This is a genomic window from Burkholderia sp. BCC1208 (assembly GCF_902833095.1).
Classification (GTDB): Bacteria; Pseudomonadota; Gammaproteobacteria; order Burkholderiales; family Burkholderiaceae; genus Burkholderia.
Genome location: NZ_CADFDY010000002.1, coordinates 503,772 through 519,177, shown reverse-complemented (window position 1 = coordinate 519,177; position 15,406 = coordinate 503,772). Strand labels below are relative to the sequence as shown.

At 67.0% G+C, this 15,406-nt stretch carries 12 protein-coding genes; 11 read left to right on the top strand and 1 reads right to left on the bottom strand.

Annotated elements, in window-relative coordinates; all coding sequences use genetic code 11:
• Positions 1 to 146: 146 nt before the first annotated feature.
• From HWX09_RS07150 to HWX09_RS07135, 4 genes are all read left to right on the top strand, one after another.
• The gene (locus HWX09_RS07150) at positions 147 to 569 is read left to right on the top strand and encodes a rubrerythrin family protein (protein ID WP_006497294.1); all 423 of its coding nucleotides are present in this window, start codon (positions 147 to 149) and stop codon (positions 567 to 569) included.
• Between the two features lie 119 nt (positions 570 to 688).
• Positions 689 to 2,026 (top strand): heterodisulfide reductase-related iron-sulfur binding cluster, encoded by a 1,338-nt coding sequence (locus HWX09_RS07145; RefSeq protein ID WP_027782500.1) that lies wholly within the window; start codon positions 689 to 691, stop codon positions 2,024 to 2,026.
• Positions 2,027 to 2,056: 30 nt separating this feature from the next.
• A complete protein-coding gene (locus HWX09_RS07140; protein ID WP_027782501.1) occupies positions 2,057 to 2,638 on the top strand; it encodes a DUF3501 family protein in 582 nt (193 codons plus the stop codon).
• 720 nt (positions 2,639 to 3,358) lie between these two features.
• Entirely contained in the window at positions 3,359 to 4,300 is a 942-nt protein-coding gene (locus HWX09_RS07135) for a DUF6566 family protein (protein ID WP_027782502.1), read from the top strand.
• A gap of 131 nt (positions 4,301 to 4,431) precedes the next feature.
• Here HWX09_RS07135 and HWX09_RS07130 read toward each other — a convergent pair whose 3' ends face one another.
• Positions 4,432 to 5,973 (bottom strand): mannose-1-phosphate guanylyltransferase/mannose-6-phosphate isomerase, encoded by a 1,542-nt coding sequence (locus tag HWX09_RS07130; protein WP_027782503.1) that lies wholly within the window; start codon positions 5,971 to 5,973, stop codon positions 4,432 to 4,434.
• 431 nt (positions 5,974 to 6,404) lie between these two features.
• Between HWX09_RS07130 and HWX09_RS07125 the strand changes: the two genes are divergently transcribed.
• The 7 genes from HWX09_RS07125 (at position 6,405) to HWX09_RS07095 (ending at position 15,402) form a co-directional block, all read left to right on the top strand.
• The gene (locus HWX09_RS07125; protein ID WP_027782504.1) at positions 6,405 to 7,778 is read left to right on the top strand and encodes an undecaprenyl-phosphate glucose phosphotransferase; all 1,374 of its coding nucleotides are present in this window, start codon (positions 6,405 to 6,407) and stop codon (positions 7,776 to 7,778) included.
• Positions 7,779 to 7,853: 75 nt separating this feature from the next.
• A complete protein-coding gene (locus HWX09_RS07120) occupies positions 7,854 to 9,266 on the top strand; it encodes a UDP-glucose/GDP-mannose dehydrogenase family protein (RefSeq protein WP_027782505.1) in 1,413 nt (470 codons plus the stop codon).
• 30 nt (positions 9,267 to 9,296) lie between these two features.
• Positions 9,297 to 9,740 (top strand): low molecular weight protein-tyrosine-phosphatase, encoded by a 444-nt coding sequence (locus HWX09_RS07115; RefSeq protein ID WP_027782506.1) that lies wholly within the window; start codon positions 9,297 to 9,299, stop codon positions 9,738 to 9,740.
• Positions 9,734 to 10,912, top strand: a complete 1,179-nt coding sequence (locus HWX09_RS07110) for a polysaccharide biosynthesis/export family protein (protein WP_027782507.1) — start codon at positions 9,734 to 9,736, stop codon at positions 10,910 to 10,912. Before HWX09_RS07115 ends, HWX09_RS07110 begins: the two co-directional genes overlap by 7 nt.
• Positions 10,913 to 10,962: 50 nt before the next feature.
• The gene (locus HWX09_RS07105) at positions 10,963 to 13,188 is read left to right on the top strand and encodes a polysaccharide biosynthesis tyrosine autokinase (RefSeq protein ID WP_027782508.1); all 2,226 of its coding nucleotides are present in this window, start codon (positions 10,963 to 10,965) and stop codon (positions 13,186 to 13,188) included.
• Positions 13,189 to 13,250: 62 nt separating this feature from the next.
• On the top strand, positions 13,251 to 14,210 hold the full coding sequence (locus HWX09_RS07100; protein WP_027782509.1) for a glycosyltransferase family 2 protein: 960 nt from the start codon (positions 13,251 to 13,253) through the stop codon (positions 14,208 to 14,210).
• A gap of 43 nt (positions 14,211 to 14,253) precedes the next feature.
• Positions 14,254 to 15,402 (top strand): glycosyltransferase family 4 protein, encoded by a 1,149-nt coding sequence (locus HWX09_RS07095; protein ID WP_027782510.1) that lies wholly within the window; start codon positions 14,254 to 14,256, stop codon positions 15,400 to 15,402.
• The last annotated feature ends 4 nt before the right edge of the window (positions 15,403 to 15,406 follow it).

Below are 15,406 nucleotides of genomic sequence, written 5' to 3'. Positions count from 1 at the left end.
GTCCGCATTGAAAAAGCCTATTGGGGGATGCGAGCGCGAGCGCCTAGATTGAAGAGCACGATGCGCACCCGGCACACGCATCGTTCCCCACATATCTGATCGGCCCGGCGTCATACGCGGCCGCGCCGACTCGAACGGAGGCGCAAATGGCTCAACTCAAGGGCAGCAAAACCGAAGAGAACCTGAAGGCCGCATTCGCGGGCGAATCGCAGGCGAATCGGCGCTATCTGTATTTCGCTTCGAAGGCCGACGTCGAGGGGCAGAACGACGTCGCTGCGCTGTTCCGCTCGACCGCCGAAGGCGAAACCGGCCATGCGCACGGCCATCTCGAATACCTGGAAGCCGTCGGCGATCCGGCCACGGGTTTGCCGTTCGGTTCGTCGCGGCTGAATCTCGAATCGGCGATCGCCGGTGAAACGCACGAATACACCGACATGTATCCGGGCATGGCGAAGACCGCGCGCGACGAAGGTTTCGACGAAATCGCGAACTGGTTCGAGACGCTCGCGAAGGCCGAACGCAGCCACGCGAACCGCTACACGAAGGCGCTGGACAGTCTCGTCGACTGACGGGCCGCCGGCCGGCCGCACGGCAGCGCCGCGCGACCGGCACGCGGCCGGCTGTTCGTTCATCGCCGCCCGCACCGCGCGGGCGGTGCGCGCACATGCGCGCCACGCGGGAGCGCCCCATGCCCCACAAGGAAGGCAGTCTCGAAGCCCCGACCCGGCATCCGCTCGACTGGCAGTCCGAAGCGTTCTACGACCAGGCCGCGATCGATGCGGAAATGACGCGCGTCTTCGACATCTGCGCCGGATGCCGGCGCTGCGTGTCGCTGTGCGGCGCGTTTCCGGCGCTGTTCGACCTGGTCGACGACACGCCGACGGGCGACATCGAGGAAGTGCCGAAGGCCGCGTTCGGCAAGGTCGTCGACCAGTGCTATCTGTGCGACCTCTGCTACATGACGAAATGCCCGTACGTGCCGCCGCACGCATGGAACGTCGACTTCCCGCACCTGATGCTGCGCGGCAAGGCCGCGCGTTACAAGCGCGGCGAAGCGACGCTGCGCGACAAGGTGCTGTCCAATACCGATGCGCTCGGCCATTTCGCGGGCATCCCGGTCGTCACGCAGACGGTCAACGCGGTGAACCGCACGCCGCCCGCGCGCCACGCGCTCGAAGCGGCGCTCGGCGTCGATCGCCATGCATGGCTGCCGGAATTCGCGCCGCGCACGTTCCGGCGCGCCGCCCGGCGCTCGGACGATTCGCCCGTGCGCGACGGCGAACGCACGCCCGGCAAGGTCGCGATCTACGCGACGTGCTACGTGAATTTCAACGAGCCCGGCATCGGCCACGACCTGCTCGCGATTCTCGCGCACAACGAGATCCCGTACGAACTCGTCACGCGCGAAGCGTGCTGCGGGATGCCGCTGCTCGAGCAGGGCAATCTCGAGGGCGTCGCCGCGAAGCAGGCCGTCAACATCCCGGTGCTCGAACGCTACGCGCGTGAAGGCTATGCGCTGATCGGCGCGATCCCGAGCTGCGTGCTGATGTACAAGAGCGAGCTGCCGCTGATGTTCCCCGGCGACGCAGCCGTGCGCGCGGTGGCCGATGCGTTCTGGGATCCGTTCGAATACGTGATCGCGCGGCATCGCGACGGGCTGCTGAAGACCGATTTCAAAACCGGCCTCGGCACCGTGTCGTATCACGTGCCGTGCCATGCGCGCGTGCAGAACATCGGCCGCAAGACGGCCGATGCGCTGTCGCTCGTGCCCGATACGCGCGTGAACGTCGTCGAGCGCTGCTCGGGCCACGCGGGCACGTTCGGCGTAAAGAAGGCATTCCATGCGGACGCGATGCGGATCGGCGCGCCCGTGTTCAAGGCGATGGCCGAGCCGCAGCCGGATGTCGTGTCGTCCGACTGCGCACTCGCCGGCCATCACATCGTGCAGGGCATCGGCGAGAAGGGGCTGCCGCAAGCGCCGCTCGCGCATCCGCTGACGCTGCTGCGCCGCGCGTACGGCATCTGAGCCGCCGCGGCCGACTCACGAGGACATCCCATGACGCTGACCCGCGACTCCCTGCTGACGCTCGAAGCGTACGCGAAGATCCGCAAGGCCGAACACGCGCGGCTCGTCGCGTACAAGCGCCGCCGCGCGGTGGCGCTCGGCAATCACCTGCGGTTCCTGTTCGAGGACGAGACGACGATCCGCTACCAGATCCACGAGATGCTGCACATCGAGAAGATCTTCGACGAAGCCGGCATCGAAGGGGAGCTCGACGCGTATCTGCCGCTGGTGCCCGACGGCACCAACCTGAAGGCGACGATGCAGATCGAGTACGAGCACGAGATCGAACGGCGCGCGGCGCTCGCGCGGCTGATCGGTGTCGAGGATCGCGTGTACCTGCAGGTCGACGGGCACGCGAGCGTCTACGCGATCGCCGACGAGGATCTCGAGCGCGACAACGCCGAGAAAACGTCGGCCGTGCACTTCGTCCGCTTCGAGTTCGATGCGCCGATGCGCGCCGCGCTCAAGGGCGGGGCTGCGCTGTCGATCGGCTGTGATCATCCGGCCTATACGATGCCGCCGCAGCGCGTCGACGCGGACGTCGCCGCGTCGCTGGCCGGCGATCTGCGCTGAGGCGGCGCACGCTTCGCCCGGCGGCTCCGGCTTTTCCGTTCCGACCCGAAACCGGCGCGCCGCACACGTCGCGGCGGGGCCGTACGTCTATTGCGCCGAAAATGTAACAAGCGTGACGGATTTGCATGCGGGGACACATTGGGCGCAATGCGTCAGTGTGTTTTCATTACTCGCAGAGAAACAATAAAAAGATTGTGCATGGAGATAATTCGATTCACTGCAAATCGAATGATTTACCGATTCGTGAATATCTTGTTACGAATTTTTCCCTGATTTACCGATTCCGGGAAACCATGCCGGCGATTGTTGCCGGCAGGGGTCGGAGCAGGCCGCAACGGCCTGTTTACAAGCATTCTTCAGACGCTGCGGAGCCCCGCTGGACGGGCCTTTGCAGCCGTCGGCATAAAGATCTCGCAAAAAAATTCAAGCGTAAATGGATTGCCCGCCCATGGCAGGTTGTTTCAGTGCGTAACATTAAGTCATTGTCATATTGAGATAAACCCTGAGGATGGTATGCTTCGTGCACAAAAATTCCCACATTGGAGTGAGACCGCGATTTGTGCGCCATTGCCGGGAATCGCGGCACCGTGAAAGTGCGGTGTCGCCCGGTATGCACAACGCCGGATAACCATAATGTGCAACCTGGCCGCCCTGCGACGCGATGTGTCGCGACGGCGCCGCCAATCGCAGCCCCGGCCTGGCTGCGTGGAGAGATCGACTATGTTCTTCGATGAGCTTAACGATGAAGAGTGGTTTCGCCTTTCAGCGCTGATCGCCGATGAACCCATCCGGCTGAACCGTCGTGGGCGTCCACGCGCCGAACCGCGCGTCGTCGCCAACGCGGTGCTGTGGATCCTGACGACCGGGGAAGCCTGGTCAAAGCTGCCCGGTCGCTATCCGTCCGGGCCGACGTGCCGCCGCCGCTACGAGGAGTGGCTTGCGAATGGCACGCTGCTGAAGATGATCGACGTGCTGACGCAGTTCAGCGGGCGCACGTTCGCGTATATTCCGCCGCCGCCGGTGGCGGTCGTGCCGGCCCGCCGCGCGGAGCCCGTGCCCGACAACGACCGTCTGCGCGGCGTGTTCTGGCAGAACCCCGAGTCGTGGCAATTGCCTGTTGCGCAGGCAAACGTTTGGGCGGGCGAGGGTGCGTCGCTGAGCACGATGCCGGACGACCGGATGGACGGCCGCGCCGACGTGTCGTTCACGGTGCCCGGCGCGCCGGGCACGGAGCCGCGCCATGTGCGGGCGTCGTCGGCGAGCTTCGCCGCGGCCGAGCCGCAGGTCGACGAGTATCGCGGCTATACGATCAGCGGCATCGCGCAGCCCGTGCAGAACCTGATGTATCGCGCGTGGGCCGAGATCTCGCAGGACGACCGCCGCGTCGAACGCTCGGGCCTGATCGGCCCGCGCTTCACCGATGCCGAGGAAGCCGAGCAGTACGCGCTCGACTGGGCGCGCCAGTGGATCGATCGCCACGGTGCGAGCGACGCGCCGGCGCGCGAGCCGCAAGGCGAAGTGCTGGCCGGCCTGTCGGCGCTGGCGCGCGCGGAATCGGACATCAAGCGCTTCATCGCCGAGCGTCGCGCGGGCGCGTTGTCGGAAAGCCGCAACGATCCCGTGCAGTCGGAGCGTCGCGAATACGAGTACCGCGTGGGCTGATCGCCGTTCCCGTGCAACGCGCGGGCCGTCGTATGCCACGACGCCCGCGCGCAACTCCAGTGTCTCCATGTCTGCCTCGCCCGGGCGCCGCTGTCGAAGCGGCGCCCTGTGGTGCATGACGGTATGACGCGTTACTGTCTGCCGTAGGTATCGTCGAAGCGGACGATGTCGTCCTCGCCGAGATACGCGCCCGACTGCACTTCGATCAGCTCGAGCGGCATCTTGCCCGGGTTTTCCAGGCGATGCGACACGCCGAGCGGGATGTACGTCGATTCGTTTTCGGACAACAGGAACGTTTCGTCGCCGCGCGTGATGCGCGCGGTGCCGCGCACGACGATCCAGTGCTCGGCGCGGTGGTGGTGCATCTGCAGCGACAGTTGCGCGCCCGGCTTCACGACGATGCGTTTCACCTGGAAGCGCTCGCCCATGTCGACCGAGTCGTAGTGGCCCCAAGGACGATGCACCTTGCGGTGGTCGGTCGCTTCGGAGCCTTGCCGCGCCTTGATGCGCCCGACGATTTTCTTCACGTCCTGCACGCGCGATTTATCCGCGACGAGCACGGCGTCGGGCGTTTCGACGACGACCAGGTTCTGCGTGCCGACGCAGGCGACGAGCCGGCTTTCCGAATGCGCGAACGTCGATTCGGCGCCTTCGAACAGCACGTGGCCGCGGCCGACGTTGCCGGTATCGTCCTTCGGCGAGATCTGCCAGATCGCATCCCACGAACCGACGTCCGACCAGCCCGCGTCGAGCGGCACGACGACGCTCTCGCACAGTTCCGGCAGGCTCGCGAGCGGTTCCATCACCGCGTAGTCGATCGAGTTCGACGGCGACGCGGCGAATGCGTCGCGATCGACGCGGAAGAAATCGCCGTCTTCCTTGCCCTGCGCGACGGCCTGTTCGCAGGCCGCGTAGATCTCGGGTTCGAGTTGCCGGATCGCCTTCAGCCAGACCGACGCGCGCACGATGAAGATCCCGCTGTTCCACCAGTATTCGCCCGACGCGACGTACTGCTGCGCGAGTTCGAGGTGCGGCTTCTCGACGAAACGGTCGAGGCGGCGTACGTCGAGGGGGCCGGTTCCGGCGTCGCCGAGCGGCGCGCCGACGCGGATGTAGCCGTAGCCGGTTTCCGCGTGCTTCGGCACGATGCCCATCGTCGCGATCTTGCCTTGCGCGGCGCAGTGCACGCCGGCCGCGACGGCCGCGTGAAAGCGCGGCACGTCCGCGACCGCATGGTCGGCGGGCATCACGGTCATCACCGCGTCGTTGCCGTCGGCGACGAGCCGCAGCGCGGCGAGCGTCAGCGCGGGCGCGGTGTCGCGACCGAGCGGCTCGAGCATGATCGTCGCGTTCTTGGCCGTCAGGCGCAGTTGTTCGGCGGTCGTGAAGCGGTGATCCTCCCCGCAGACGATCAGCACCTCGTCGTTGAGCGGGTGATCGGCCGTCAGGCCGTCGAGGCGCAGCGCGGTGGACTGCAGCAGCGAGTGATCGCCGAGCAGGCCGATCAGCTGTTTCGGAAAGCGCTCGCGCGACATCGGCCACAGGCGCGTGCCGGAACCGCCGGCGAGAATCACGGGCTGTACGGCGAGACGCATACCGGCGCCGGGCGTGCCGGCGGCGGGTGCGGCGGAAGAAGAATGGCGCGTTTCGGCGGCCACTGCCGGAGCATTCATGATGACACTCTCCACGGTTGAAGTCAGTGCCTGTCGTTGTAGCATGAAGTAAATCGACAATAAAACCGGACCCAATGCCGAATATCCGCCAGGCATTGATCCGGGAGAATTTTCCGCGATAGCACCGGCCGCAAATAAAAAAATAAAAAATAATTCCGGGCGCTGGCCGGACATGGCCGCCCGCAAAGGGCGCCCGGCAAGCGTAACGATTCCGAAAAAATCCCATTTCACGACCGATTCGGGAAAACCTGCCGATTTAATTAAAAAAGATCGCGGCAAGAATTTCCGATTATTTTTCGAAATACTTGTGCGCTTGAGGAGGAATTTTCTTGTCGCTTCAATAGCGTCATGCAACGTTTGAATCGAATGTGCGGCACGGGCTGCACAAGGCGCTGTTCGGCAAACGCCTGTTCAAAGAAGAGGAAACAGACATGTTGAGCGTGCTGGCGAGAGTCATCGATATCGCGATGGTCGTGACGGGCGCGCTGATCGCGGCCGTATTGCACGACGGCAGCATCGGGCTCGGCGACCTGCAGCGCACGACGGTGCTGTTCGACTGCCTGCTGGTCGTCGTGTTCTTTCCGGCCGTCGGCATCTACCAGTCGTGGCGCGGCAAGCGTCTCGTCGGGCTGGTGGTCCGCGTTGCGTTCGCGTGGCTCGCGGTCGAGCTCGCGGGCATCCTGATGAGTTTCAGCTTTCACCAGTCGGGCGACCTGTCGCGGCTGTGGCTGGGTTACTGGGCGCTCACGACGACGGCGCTGCTCGCCGGCTCGAAAGCCTGCGTGCACGTGGTGCTGCGGCAATTGCGCCGCGGCGGCTACAACTTGAAGGCGGTCGCGATCGTCGGCGGCACGCCGGCGGCGCGGCGGCTGATCGCGCAGATGCGGGCGCGGCCGGAAGCCGGCTTCAACCCGGTGTGCGTGTACGACGAAAGCGAGGCGCCGGGCGAAGTCGCGCTCGACGACGTGCGTATCGAGCGGCAGTTCGAATCGCTGGTGTGGCTGGTGCGCAGCCGCGCGATCAGCGAGCTGTGGCTCACGCTGCCGATCACGGAGGAGCGCCGGATTCACCAGATCGTGACGGTGTTCCGCCACGACTTCGTGAACATCCGCTTCATTCCGGACGTGCGCACGCTGTCGTTCTTCAACCAGGAAGTGGTCGAGGTGCTCGGCGTGCCGGCGATCAACCTCGCGGCGTCGCCGATCACCGACGTGCGGATCCTGCCGAAGTTCGTGTTCGACCGGCTGTTCGCGCTGGCGGCGCTCACGGCGCTCGCCCCGGTGATGGTGCTGATCGCGGCCCTGATCAAGCTGACCTCGCGCGGGCCGGTGTTTTTTCGGCAGAAGCGCAAGGGCATCGACGGGCACGAGTTCGAGATCTACAAGTTTCGCTCGATGAAGGTGCACGAGGAAGTGGCCGGGCAGGTCACGCAGGCAACGAAGAACGACTCGCGCGTGACGCCGGTCGGCCGGTTCCTGCGGCGCACGAGCCTCGACGAACTGCCGCAGTTCATCAACGTGCTGAAGGGCGAGATGTCGGTGGTGGGCCCGCGCCCGCATGCGCTCGCGCACGACGACATCTACAAGGATCTGGTCAAGGGCTACATGTTCCGCTACCGGATCAAGCCCGGCATCACCGGGTGGGCGCAGATCAACGGCTTTCGCGGCGAGACCGATCAGATCGAGAAGATGATGGGGCGCGTGAAGCTCGATCTGTACTACATGCAGAACTGGTCGTTCTGGCTCGACATCAAGATCGTCGTGCTGACGCTGTGGAAAGGCTTCACCGGCAGCAACGCGTACTGACACCGACGCGCCGCGTCACGCAGGCATTCCGGTTTTTCCGAATTTCGAATCATTGGTCAAGGGGTCCGACACATCATGAATCTGACTATCATCGGCAGCGGTTACGTAGGGCTTGTCACCGGCGCCTGTCTCGCCGACATCGGGCACGACGTGTTCTGTCTCGACGTCGACCAGGCGAAGATCGACATCCTGAACAACGGCGGCGTGCCGATCCACGAGCCGGGCCTGAAGGAAGTCATCGCGCGCAACCGGTCGGCCGGCCGCCTGCGCTTCTCGACCGACATCGAGGCCGCGGTCGCGCACGGCGACGTGCAGTTCATCGCGGTCGGCACGCCGCCCGACGAGGACGGCTCGGCCGACCTGCAATACGTGCTCGCGGCGGCGCGCAACATCGGCCGCTACATGACCGGCTTCAAGGTGATCGTCGACAAGTCGACGGTGCCGGTCGGCACGGCCGAGCGCGTGCGCGCGGCGGTCGCCGAGGAGCTCGCGAAGCGCGGCGGCGAGCAGATGTTCTCGGTCGTGTCGAATCCGGAATTCCTGAAGGAAGGCGCGGCCGTCGACGATTTCACGCGGCCGGACCGCATCGTGATCGGCTGCGACGACGACGTGCCGGGCGAGCGCGCCCGCGAGCTGATGAAGAAGCTCTACGCGCCGTTCAACCGCAATCACGAGCGCACGCTGTACATGGACGTGCGTTCGGCCGAGTTCACGAAATACGCGGCGAACGCGATGCTCGCGACGCGCATCTCGTTCATGAACGAACTGGCGAACCTCGCCGACCGCTTCGGCGCGGACATCGAGGCCGTGCGCCGCGGGATCGGCTCCGATCCGCGCATCGGCTACCACTTCCTGTACGCCGGCTGCGGCTACGGCGGCTCGTGCTTCCCGAAGGACGTCGAGGCGCTGATCCGCACGGCCGACGAGCACGGCCAGTCGCTGCAGATCCTGAAGGCGGTGTCGTCGGTCAACGCGACGCAAAAGCGCGTGCTCGCCGACAAGATCGTCGCGCGTTTCGGCGAGGACCTGAGCGGCCGCACGTTCGCGCTGTGGGGCCTCGCGTTCAAGCCGAACACCGACGACATGCGCGAGGCGCCGAGCCGCGAGCTGATCGCCGAGCTGCTGTCGCGCGGCGCGCGCGTCGCGGCCTACGACCCGGTCGCGCAGCAGGAAGCGCGCCGCGTGATCGCGCTCGATCTCGCCGATCACCCGAGCTGGCTCGAGCGTCTCACCTTCGTCGACGACGAGGCGCAGGCCGCGCGAGACGCCGACGCGCTCGTGATCGTCACCGAATGGAAGGCGTTCAAGAGCCCCGACTTCGTCGCGCTCGGCCGCCTGTGGAAGACGCCCGTGATCTTCGACGGCCGCAACCTGTACGAGCCGGAGACGATGAGCGAGCAGGGCATCGAGTATCACCCGATCGGCCGGCCGGGCTCGCGCCAGGCCGTCGCCGCCCGCGTGCCGGGCGCCGCGCGCGCCAGCGCGTAACCCGTTTTTCGTTACTCGTTACGAGACGCCATGTTCCGGAACATCCTGATCGTCTGCCATGCGAACGTCTGCCGCAGCCCGGCGGCGGAAATGCTGTTCAAGTCGCATGCCGCGTCGCGCGGCGGCCCGCGCCCGACGTTTCATTCGGCCGGCGTGTACGCGAACGACGGCGACGGCATCGATCCGGTGATGCGGCAACTGCTCGCCGAGCGGGGCGTCGATGCGACGACCCATCGCTCGCGGCGGCTGTCGCGCCGGATCGTGCGCGACGCCGACCTGATTCTCGTCAGCGAGCGCGATCAGATCAAGGCCGTCGAAACGGTCGATCCATTCGCGCGCGGCAAGGTCCACCTGCTGGGCAAGTGGGAGGACGCCGAGATCACGGATCCGCATGGCGGCCCCGAGGCCGACTATCGCGAGAGCTACTCATTGATCGAACGTCTGGTTCAAGGATGGCTGCAAAAACTATGCTGAAACGTCCCATGCGCCCGCTGGCGCTCGCCGTCGCGCTGACGACATTCCTGTCGGCCTGCGCGACCGCGCCCGGCAACTACCTCGACTCGTCGAACCTGAAGGACGAAGGCCGGCAGGAAGCGGCCGAAACCTATCCGGTTCATTACATCGACGCCAAAGTGGTGATGGATCAGCTGCAGAAAGCGCAGGTCGACCATCCGCTGCCGCCCGGGCGCTATACCGATCCGTCGCAGTACACGTATCGCGTCGGCCCGCAGGACATTCTCGGCGTCACCGTGTGGGACCACCCGGAGCTGACGACGCCGCAGGGCCAGTCGTTCTCGAGCGGCGGCAACACGACGCAATCGGTCGCGGGCGCGCTGCAGCAGCCGTATACGACCGCGCTGCCGGGTCAGGCCGATCCGTACGGCCAGACCGTGTCCTCCGACGGCACGATCTTCTTCCCGTTCGTCGGCCGCATTCGCGTGGCGGGCAAGACGGTCGCGCAGATCCGCGACCAGATGGCGTCGAGCCTGTCGCGCTACGTGAAGAATCCGCAGCTCGACGTGCGCGTGCTGTCGTTCCGCAGCCAGAAGGTGCAGGTGACGGGCGAGGTGAAGCAGCCGGGCCCGCTCGCGGTGAGCGACGTGCCGCTCACGCTCGTCGACGCGATCTCGCGTTCGGGCGGCTCGACCGCCGAGGCCGACCTGCAGCGCGTGCGGCTCACGCGCGACGGCAAGCTGTACACGCTCGATGCGAACGGCGTGCTCGATCGCGGCGAGGTGAAGCAGAACGTGATGCTGCAGCCGGGCGACATCGTCAACGTGCCGGACCGCAGCGACAGCCGCGTGTTCATCATGGGCGAGGTCAAGACGCCGGTCACGGTGCCGATGCTCAAGGGCCGGCTGACCATCGCCGATGCGCTGACCGCGGGCGGCGGGATTCTCGACACCGACGCGAACCCGCGCAAGATCTACGTGATGCGCGGGATGCGCGACAACCCGACGAAGCCCGAAGTGTTCCGTCTCGACATGACGCAGCCCGATGCGCTGATGCTGTCGAGCCGCTTCCCGCTTCAACCGCTCGACGTCGTCTACGTCAGCACGGCCGGCTCGGTGCAGTTCAACCGTGTGCTGCAGCAGGTGCTGCCGACGATCCAGACGATCTTCTACATGCGGCAAATCACGCGCTGATAGCCCGCCGGGGCGGCGTCCGCCCCCCGGCACCACTCAAGCGGGAACGAATGGTGAACACGCAAGCGAAACACTCCTACGCGGATCTGACCGCGAAAACCGAGGAAGAGGACGTCGTTCTCGGCCAGTTGCTCCAGGTCATCATGGACGACATCTGGCTGCTGCTCGGCATCGCGGTGACGGTCGTCGCGCTCGCCGGCCTCTATTGCTTCATCGCGAAGCCGGTCTATCAGGCGGACGTGCACGTGCGGGTCGAGGGCAACGACAACACGTCGCAGGCGCTCACGCAGACGCAGACGGGCGCGTCGATCAACAGCGGCCCGCAGCAGGCGCCGACCGATGCGGAAATCGAGATCATCAAGAGCCGCGGCGTCGTCGCGCCGGTCATCGAGCAGTTCAAGCTGAACTTCTCGGTCGCGCCGAAGACGCTGCCGGTGATCGGCAGCCTCGCCGCGCGCCTCGCGACGCCCGGCGAGCCGTCCCGGCCGTGGCTCGGCCTGAAGTCGTATGCGTGGGGCGGCGAACTCGCCGACGTCGACTCGATCAGCGTCACGCCGGCGCTCGAAGGCAAGAAGCTGACGCTGACGGCCGGCCCGAACGGCACCTATTCGCTGGTCGACGAGAACGGCACGCGGCTGCTGGCCGGCCGCGTCGGCGAATCGGCGCAGGGCGGCGGCGTGACGCTGCTCGTGCAGAAGCTCGTCGCGCGCCCCGGCACGCAATTCACGGTGGTTCGCTACAACGATCTCGACGCGATCAGCGGCTTCCAGGCCGGCATCCAGGTGACCGAGCAGGGCAAGCAGACGGGCGTCGTGCAGATTTCGCTCGAAGGCAAGGATCCGGACCAGACCGCCGCGATCGCGAACGCGCTCGCGCAGTCGTACCTGAACCAGCACGTGGTCGCGAAGCAGGCGGAAGCGACCAAGATGCTCGACTTCCTGAAGGGCGAGGAGCCGCGCCTGAAGGCCGACCTCGAACGCGCGGAAGCCGCGCTGACGCAGTACCAGCGCACCTCAGGCTCGATCAACGCGAGCGACGAGGCGAAGGTCTACCTCGAAGGCAGCGTGCAGTACGAACAGCAGATCGCCGCGCAGCGCCTGCAGCTCGCGTCGCTCGCGCAGCGCTTCACCGATTCGCACCCGATGGTGATCGCCGCGAAGCAGCAGCTCGGGGAACTGCAGGCCGAGAAGGACAAGTTCAGCAACCGCTTCCGCAGCCTGCCGGCGACCGAAGTGAAGGCGGTCCAGCTCCAGCGCGACGCGAAGGTCGCCGAGGACATCTACGTGCTGCTGCTGAACCGCGTGCAGGAGCTGTCGGTGCAGAAGGCCGGCACGGGCGGCAACATCCACCTCATCGATTCGGCGCTGCGTCCGGGCGCGCCGGTCAAGCCGAAGAAGGTGCTGATCCTGTCGGCCGCCGTGTTCCTCGGCCTGATCCTCGGCACCGGCGTCGTGTTCCTGCGTCGCAACCTGTTCCAGGGCATCGAGGATCCGGACCGCATCGAGCGCACGTTCAACCTGCCGCTGTACGGGCTGGTGCCGCAAAGCGCCGAACAGGTGAAGCTCGACGCGGCGGCGGAGAAGGGCGGCGGCCGCGCGCGGCCGATCCTCGCGAGCCTGCGTCCGAAGGACCTGAGCGTCGAAAGCCTGCGCAGCCTGCGCACCGCGATGCAGTTCGCGATGATGGACGCGAAGAATCGCGTGATCGTGCTGACCGGCCCGACGCCGGGCATCGGCAAGAGCTTCCTGACGGTCAACCTCGCGGTGCTGCTCGCGCATTCGGGCAAGCGCGTGCTGCTGATCGACGCCGACATGCGTCGCGGGATGCTCGACCGCTACTTCGGCCTGACCGTGCAGCCGGGCCTGTCCGAGCTGCTGAGCGATCAATCGCCGCTCGAGGAAGCGATCCGCGAGACGCCGGTGCAGGGTCTGTCGTTCATCGCGGCCGGCACGCGCCCGCCGAACCCGTCGGAGCTGCTGATGTCGACGCGCCTGCCGCAATACCTCGAAGGGCTCGGCAAGCGCTACGACGTCGTGCTGATCGATTCGCCGCCGGTGCTGGCGGTGACCGACGCGACCATCATCGGCCGCATGGCCGGCTCGACGTTCCTCGTGCTGCGCTCGGGCATGCATACCGAAGGCGAGATCGCGGACGCGATCAAGCGCCTGCGCACCGCGGGCGTCGATCTGGACGGCGGGATCTTCAATGGCATGCCGCCGAAGGCGCGCGGCTATGGCCGCGGTTATGCGGCCGTGCACGAATACCTGAGCGCTTGATCGCATTGCACGAAACCGGGCCGGCGCGAGCCGCATCGGCCCGGCCGAATGGAGAACCCTCGATGAAAATTTCCGTGCTCGTTCCGACCTACCGGCGTCCCGCCGACCTCGCGCGCTGCCTGCTGGCGCTGCAGCGCCAGCAGCGGCTGCCCGACGAGGTGATCGTCGTCGCGCGCCCGGAGGACGACGCCACGCACGAACGGCTCGCCGATCCGGCGGTCGGCGGCGCGCTGCCGCTGCGCATCGTGCCGGTCGACGTGGCCGGGCAGGTCGCCGCGCTGAACAAGGGGCTCGACTCGGCGAACGGCGACATCGTCGCGATCACCGACGACGATGCGGCGCCGCATCCCGACTGGCTCGCGCGCATCGAAGCCGCGTTCCTGTCCGACCCGCGCGTGGGCGCGGTCGGCGGCCGCGACTGGGTGCACGAGAAGGGTCGCCTGCTCGACGAATCGCGAGAGCAGGTCGGCCAGCTCACGCTGTCGGGCAAGATCGTCGGCAATCATCACCTCGGCGTCGGCGGCGCGCGTGAAGTCGACATGCTGAAAGGCGCGAACATGAGCTACCGCCGCGCGGCGATCGAACGGCTGCGCTTCGACACGCGGCTGCGCGGCGCCGGCGCGCAGGTGCACAACGACATGGCGTTCAGCATGGAAGTGCAGCGCGCGGGCTGGACGCTGCTGTACGACCCGGCGATCGCCGTCGATCATTTCCCGGCCGAGCGCTTCGACGACGACCGGCGCGATGCGGCATCGCTGAACGCGATCAGCAACGGCGCGTACAACCTGCAACTGACGCTGCGCGAGCATCTGCCGCCGGTACGGCGCGAGATCGCGTGGTGGTGGTGGGCGCTGATCGGCACGCGCGTCTATCCGGGCCTCGCGCACGTGCTGCTGTCGCTGCCGAGCGCGCGGCGCGCCCGCGTGCTCGCGCACTGGCGCGCGGTGCGCCGCGGCGCGCGCGATGCGCGCCGCACGAACCTCGCCCCCCACCGTGCGGCGATGCCGCCGGTGACGTCTTGAACGGCCTGCGCGCATTGCGCGCGGCCACGCCCGGAGGGCTCGCATGACTGCATCGAAAGCTGCAACCAAAGTCCACGTCCACCTGTTCTACGGCGCCGATCCGCGTACCTACCGGAAAGGCGACGACATCGGCTGCCTGTACGGCTATCACCACGCCGAATCCGACGAATTCCGGCTGACCTATTCGCAGGACGGCGGCGAGAACCGCGTCGTGAGCCTCGCGCGCCGTGCGCTGAAGGCCGCGCTCGGCTTCGACGTCGTGCATGCGTGGCGCAACCGCGCGGCGCTGCTCGCTACCGACGTGATCTGGACACACACCGAGCAGGAGCATCTGGCCGCCGCGCTGATCCTGAAGCTCGCCGGCGAGCAGGGCAAGCGCCAGCTGTTGCTCGCGCAGAGCGTGTGGCTGTTCGACAAATGGGACGGCTTCGGCGGCCCGCGCCGCTGGCTGTACCGCAAGCTGCTCGCGCGCGCCGACGCGCTGACCACGCTGGCTCGCGACAACGCCGAGCTGTGCCGCCGCTACCTCGGGCGCGAAGCCGAGTTCGTCTATTACGGGCTGAACACGCAGGACTTCCCGCCCGTCGAGCCGCAGCAATGGAACCCGAACCGGCCGCTGCGGATCGCGGCGATCGGCAACGACCGCGACCGCGACTGGCGCACGTTCCTCGCCGCGTTCGGCGGCGACGCGCGCTACGACGTGCGGCTCGCGACGCGCCGCCGCGTGCCGCGCGAATTGCACGCGCCGAACGTGAAGATCGGCCCGGCGTCGGGGCTCGCGAAGCAGCACGAGCTGTACGCGTGGGCCGACGTGATCGTCGTGCCGCTGCGGCCGAATTTCCACGCGTCGGGCATCACGGTGATGCTCGAGGCGGCGGCCGTCGGCAAGCCGATGATCGTGTCCGACGTGGGCGGCCTGAGCGATTACTTTCCGCACGATACGGCCGCCTATGTGCCGGCGTTCGACGCGCAGGCGATGCGCCAGGCCGCCGATCGCTTCGTCGCCGACCCGGTGGCGGCGCTCGAGTGCGCGCGGGCGGCCGCCGCGTGCCTGCGCGAACGCGACCTGACGACGCAGGCGTTCGCCGAGCAGCACGTGCGCATCACCCGCGACATGCTGCGCCGGCGCCGCACACCCGCGGCGGCCGGCGTGGCGATGCCGCTCGCCGATTCGCGTCCTTCGTCGCAGTGAGCGC